The sequence below is a fragment of the Trebonia sp. genome, from assembly GCF_030042015.1.
Taxonomy (GTDB): Bacteria; Actinomycetota; Actinomycetes; order Streptosporangiales; family Streptosporangiaceae; genus Trebonia.
The window spans coordinates 1-4,123 of sequence record NZ_JASIAL010000019.1 but is presented as its reverse complement, the minus strand read 5'-3'; the positions used below and the strand labels follow the sequence as shown (position 1 = coordinate 4,123).

The 4,123-nt window shown below is 67.4% G+C and carries 2 protein-coding genes and 16 tRNA genes; 2 read left to right on the top strand and 16 right to left on the bottom strand.

Features of this window, described 5'->3' with window-relative positions:
* On the top strand, nt 1-576 hold a 576-nt coding region (locus Q1N79_RS00915; protein WP_300602889.1), incomplete at its 5' end, for a SigE family RNA polymerase sigma factor.
* On the top strand, nt 573-1,529 hold the full coding sequence (locus Q1N79_RS00910; protein ID WP_300602886.1) for a hypothetical protein: 957 nt from the start codon (nt 573-575) through the stop codon (nt 1,527-1,529). The genes Q1N79_RS00915 and Q1N79_RS00910, both read left to right, overlap by 4 nt.
* 243 nt (nt 1,530-1,772) lie before the next feature.
* Here Q1N79_RS00910 and Q1N79_RS00900 read toward each other — a convergent pair.
* The 16 genes from Q1N79_RS00900 to Q1N79_RS00825 all read right to left on the bottom strand — a co-directional run bounded on the left by Q1N79_RS00900 (nt 1,773) and on the right by Q1N79_RS00825 (nt 3,892).
* A tRNA-Arg gene (locus tag Q1N79_RS00900) sits at nt 1,773-1,845 on the bottom strand.
* A gap of 5 nt (nt 1,846-1,850) precedes the next feature.
* A tRNA-Tyr gene (locus Q1N79_RS00895) sits at nt 1,851-1,928 on the bottom strand.
* A gap of 79 nt (nt 1,929-2,007) precedes the next feature.
* Nucleotides 2,008-2,078, bottom strand: a tRNA-Val gene (locus Q1N79_RS00890).
* A 5-nt stretch (nt 2,079-2,083) separates the two neighbouring features.
* Nucleotides 2,084-2,156: transfer RNA gene (locus Q1N79_RS00885), tRNA-Arg, on the bottom strand.
* 15 nt (nt 2,157-2,171) lie between these two features.
* A tRNA-Asp gene (locus Q1N79_RS00880) sits at nt 2,172-2,260 on the bottom strand.
* 13 nt (nt 2,261-2,273) lie between these two features.
* Nucleotides 2,274-2,347: transfer RNA gene (locus tag Q1N79_RS00875), tRNA-Asn, on the bottom strand.
* A 1-nt stretch (nt 2,348) separates the two neighbouring features.
* Nucleotides 2,349-2,427: transfer RNA gene (locus tag Q1N79_RS00870), tRNA-Met, on the bottom strand.
* A 78-nt stretch (nt 2,428-2,505) separates the two neighbouring features.
* A tRNA-Glu gene (locus Q1N79_RS00865) sits at nt 2,506-2,580 on the bottom strand.
* A 12-nt stretch (nt 2,581-2,592) separates the two neighbouring features.
* Nucleotides 2,593-2,665, bottom strand: a tRNA-Arg gene (locus Q1N79_RS00860).
* A 300-nt stretch (nt 2,666-2,965) separates the two neighbouring features.
* Nucleotides 2,966-3,040 (bottom strand) — tRNA-Leu (locus Q1N79_RS00855).
* Nucleotides 3,041-3,045: 5 nt separating this feature from the next.
* Nucleotides 3,046-3,118 (bottom strand) — tRNA-Gly (locus tag Q1N79_RS00850).
* A 79-nt stretch (nt 3,119-3,197) separates the two neighbouring features.
* Nucleotides 3,198-3,274: transfer RNA gene (locus Q1N79_RS00845), tRNA-Gln, on the bottom strand.
* Nucleotides 3,275-3,279: 5 nt separating this feature from the next.
* A tRNA-Leu gene (locus Q1N79_RS00840) sits at nt 3,280-3,352 on the bottom strand.
* A 5-nt stretch (nt 3,353-3,357) separates the two neighbouring features.
* Nucleotides 3,358-3,431: transfer RNA gene (locus Q1N79_RS00835), tRNA-Lys, on the bottom strand.
* Between the two features lie 201 nt (nt 3,432-3,632).
* A tRNA-Ala gene (locus Q1N79_RS00830) sits at nt 3,633-3,709 on the bottom strand.
* 111 nt (nt 3,710-3,820) lie between these two features.
* Nucleotides 3,821-3,892, bottom strand: a tRNA-Trp gene (locus tag Q1N79_RS00825).
* Between the last annotated feature and the right edge of the window lie 231 nt (nt 3,893-4,123).

Genomic DNA, 4,123 nt, shown 5'->3' with positions numbered 1-4,123 from the left:
GAGCGCTTCGCCGCTTTCGTCCGCGACAGGGGAGATAGCCACCTGCGGCTGGCGATCCTGCTGACCGGTGACAGGCAGGCAGGCGAAGACCTCGTGCAGGCAAGCCTGCTCAAGCTGTACCGGGCCTGGCCGCGGCTGGACGTTAGCACCGATCCCGACGCTTACCTGCGGCGGATCATCGTCAACACGCGCCGGTCCTGGTGGCGGGCCAAGTGGCGGCAGGAAACGCCGATGGAGCTGGCGGCGGACGGGACAGGGGCCGGCTCCATCGGGCCGCTCCCCGGCTCAGGGGAGGACTTCGCGGACCGGCACGCGGTCGGCGTGCTGGTCAGGCAGGCGCTGGCCGCCCTTCCCCGGCAGCAGCGAGCGGCCCTCGTGCTGCGCTATTGCGCTGATCTGCCGGAGACCGAGGTGGCGGAATTGCTCGGATGTTCGGTCGGCACAGTCAAGACCCACACCCATCGGGGGGTGCGGGCGCTGCGCGAACTGCTCGGCAGTGAGCTGGCAAATCAGCCGGCCAGCGGAGGATTACGCGGCAAGCCGACTAGTAAAGGCGTAGTGAAGGGGAACACATGAACGACGACCTCACCGAGGCAGCAGCACGCCAACTGCTCGCGGCGGCTGCCGACACGATCCCGCCGGCCCCCAACCTGCTGTCCGCCGTTCACCGGCGGCGAGCGCGCCGCCGGGTGCGCGCCAGGACGGCGACCGCGGGCGTGCTCGCGGTCGCGGCGGGCGGCGGTACCCTGCTCGGGCTGTCGGGTGCCCATGGGAGCCCGCCGCCCCCGCTGACCGCACGCGCCGAGCTCACCAGCATCCTCGCCAGGACCAGGGTGCAGACCTTCCGCATCAGCGCGGTCCTCGAGCAGATATTCCTGGTCCACGGCCAGAAGTACGGATTCAGGCTGTTCGACCAGGGTGCCTTCGATCCCGCGCGGCAGACCGGCGAGGACACCGTGACCGGAAACAATGTCGACGCGAACGGCAGCTACCGCTACATCGGCAAATATGAGTACTCGTCGCCGGACTTCACGCTGAAGTCGGGTCATCGCAGGCCCTGGTACAAGTTTGTCGCGGCTCCCAACACGAACGCCATCGATGCGGGCGAGTCGGCCACATGGGACTTCGCGGCCGCGCTCGCCGCCGGCGACGCCGAGGCCATCGCGGTGGGGCCGCACGGCCTGCTGCCGCTGATCGAATCCGCCACCTCCGTGCGGGACGACGGCCCGGTCTCCGGCCCGGGATGGACCGGCACCGAGTACTCGTTCACCGCGACCGCCGGGTCTTCGCACGCCCCGCGGACCGTCTACGGCACGCTCAGCGTCGATGAACACGGGCAGGTGCGCCACATGCGGGTCTCGCTGACCACGGTGTCGTCAGGATTGTTCCAGGGCACGCAGGACATATCGGACATCACGTTCAGCGATTTCGGGATGCCCGTGACGGTAGTCGCCCCGCCGCCGAGCCAGATTCACCTCGGTGCGCCGCCCCTGGCGCCACCCGCGCAACTCCCCCGCCTGAGCGGCTGAACTGCGTGCCGTGGACGGTTGCGTTCGGGGGCCTAGCTGGCCGCGCCGGAAGTCGGTGTGGATCACCCCGGCGGCCTCGGGGGCGACAATGGAGCCCGCGGCCATCAGGTCGTCGAAGGACACGATTTCGGCCTTGATGAAACCGCGCTGGAAGTGGTGTCGCCGTCATCGTGCCAGCCGACCGCCGGTTCCGGCGTAGGCATGTCCCTAACGTGAGCATGAGAGTGAGGTGCGCGACACGAGCGCCCTCGGCCCGACTCGAACGGGCGACCCCTAGCTTCGGAAGCTAGTGCGCTATCCCCTGCGCTACGAGGGCATGCGTGGGCCGGGCAGGACTCGAACCTGCGGGTGGGATGCTCGGTTTACGGCCGAGTGCGGTCGCCGCTGCGCCACCGACCCTGGGGTGACCGGAGGGACTTCCACCCTCTTGGACCAGGGTCACAACCTGGCTCCTCGTTGACTTCGGAATCGGCCACAGTACCCAGCCGAGGACTCGAACCCCGATTCGCCGCTTGTAGGGCAGCCGCTCTTCCGTTGAACTAGCCGGGCTTGCGCGCTCTCGGAGGGAGTCGAACCCCCGCTCTCCTGGTTCGTAGCCAGGCGTGATATCCGTTTCACCACGAGAGCGTGAGCGGTCCTGAGCGGTCCTGACGGGATTTGAACCCGCGGTCTCCACCTTGACGGGGTGGCGGGGACTCCGGCTCCCTGCAAGGCGGCTCCCCTGCAAGACCATGATGTGCTGCGCTCTCGCGGAAGGATTCGAACCTTCACCGTACGGATTAACAGTCCGCCGTCCTGCCTAGTTGGACCACGCGAGATTGGTGGCGCGGGCGGGATTTGAACCCGCGTTACAGGGCTTATGAGACCCGGCTGGAACCTAACTCCAGTCCACCGCGCTGTGACCCCAGACGGTTCCGACCCGTCTTTTCCTGCTTGAAGGGCAGGTGGCTTAGCCATTGGCCGATGGGGCCTTGCGTGCTCCGTACGGGACTTGAACCCGCAGACTCCAGGTTGAGGGCCTGGCGAGGTTAACCAGTTTCTCCAACGGAGCAAGATCCGTGCGTACGCCGCCGGGGAGGCGAACCCCGGCCGGGCCGCTTAGAAGGCGGTCGCGCTCTCGGTTGCGCTAGCGGCGCTCCATCGCGGAGTTGAACCGAGCGCTACCGCCTTATGCCCAGCCGATTTCGAATCGGCGCCAGCTCCCCGGCTAGTTCACTCTCCATGTCGGCTCTCCCGCCCGATACGAACGAGCGGGAGATGGCGGAGGACGGAGATCGCGACTCCCAGCGCCTTCCGGCGCCCATACGGCTTCCGACCGCAGCCGGCCCCTGGCCGGTTCATCCTCCATGGCGGAAGGCGGAGCACTCGAAGCCCACGGTGTGACCCGCGCATCGCTTAGCGGGCGAGCCCGGCGCGCCTGTCCGGTTCACCTTCCGTACCGAACCGCGGATTCGAACCGCGAACCTCCTGGGTCTGGGCCAGGCGCCTCTGCCGTGTTGGGCTAGTCCGGCTTGCGAGCGGATACCGGGTCTCGAACCCGGGGCCTCTTCCTTGGCAAGGAAGTGCTCTAACCCCTGAGCTACATCCGCATGGAGCCTTTCCCGGCGCCGGCCCGGGCGACTCGTTCCTGCCAAGAACAAGCGCGCACTGGCGCGTAACGCGGCGGCATGGCTACCGGGGCAGGACTCGAACCTGCGTGCCCAAGTTTCAGAGACTTGGCGGGATGCCCGGCAACCCACCCGGTATCGCATAGGCGCGGCGAGACTTGAACTCGCAACCGGCGCCTTTTGAGGACGCCCGCTCTGCCGTTGGCGCACACGCCCATGGGTACGTCGCCTCGGATTCGAACCGAGACCTCACGGGGTAAGAGCCCGCTGCTCTAGCCGGTTAAGCTAGCGACGCTTGGAACCGCACCGGGGAATCGAACTCCGGTGAGATGCTTGGAAGGCACCGTCGAGTCGGGTCCCCGGGAGTCGAACCCGGTTTCCCTCGGCCCCGAACCGAGTGGATTGCCGTCTTCCTCGAACCCGGTGGAGAAGGCCGGAATCGAACCGGCTCGTCGGCGCTTGCAGGGCGCGACCGCTGCCTTAGCTGTCATCCCCGTGGTGGAACTGGCGCGATTCGAACGCGCGGCCCTCTCGATGCCATCGAGGCGCTCTACCAGGCTGAGCTACAGCCCCACGGCCGCCGTCACAAGCACACGGCGGACCAGGCGGCAGGCACGAAGAGGCCTGCCTGAAGATGCTCACGCTATGGACATGTCAACCGGCAAGCCCGTACTCAGGGGCTCGCAGGGACCGCAGGAGTCGAACCCGCATTACGCCCGGGTTGGAGCCGGGCCGCCGAACCGCTGGCTGATCCCTATGCAAATGAAAACCGCCCGCTGGGGCTTTCCCCGCGGGCGGTTCCCGGTCAGCGACCTTCCGGTCTCATCAGGGAACCTTCCCAATGCTCAGGGCAGGCTGCGAGGACGGGTGATTGCACCCGTGGCCTTCGGTCGCTCGCCAGAACATCATGAGTCCATTGTAAAGCCAGGAAAGAGGGGCCGGCAAAGGATTTAACGCGCGGCCGCACGCGACGACACCAGCACCGAA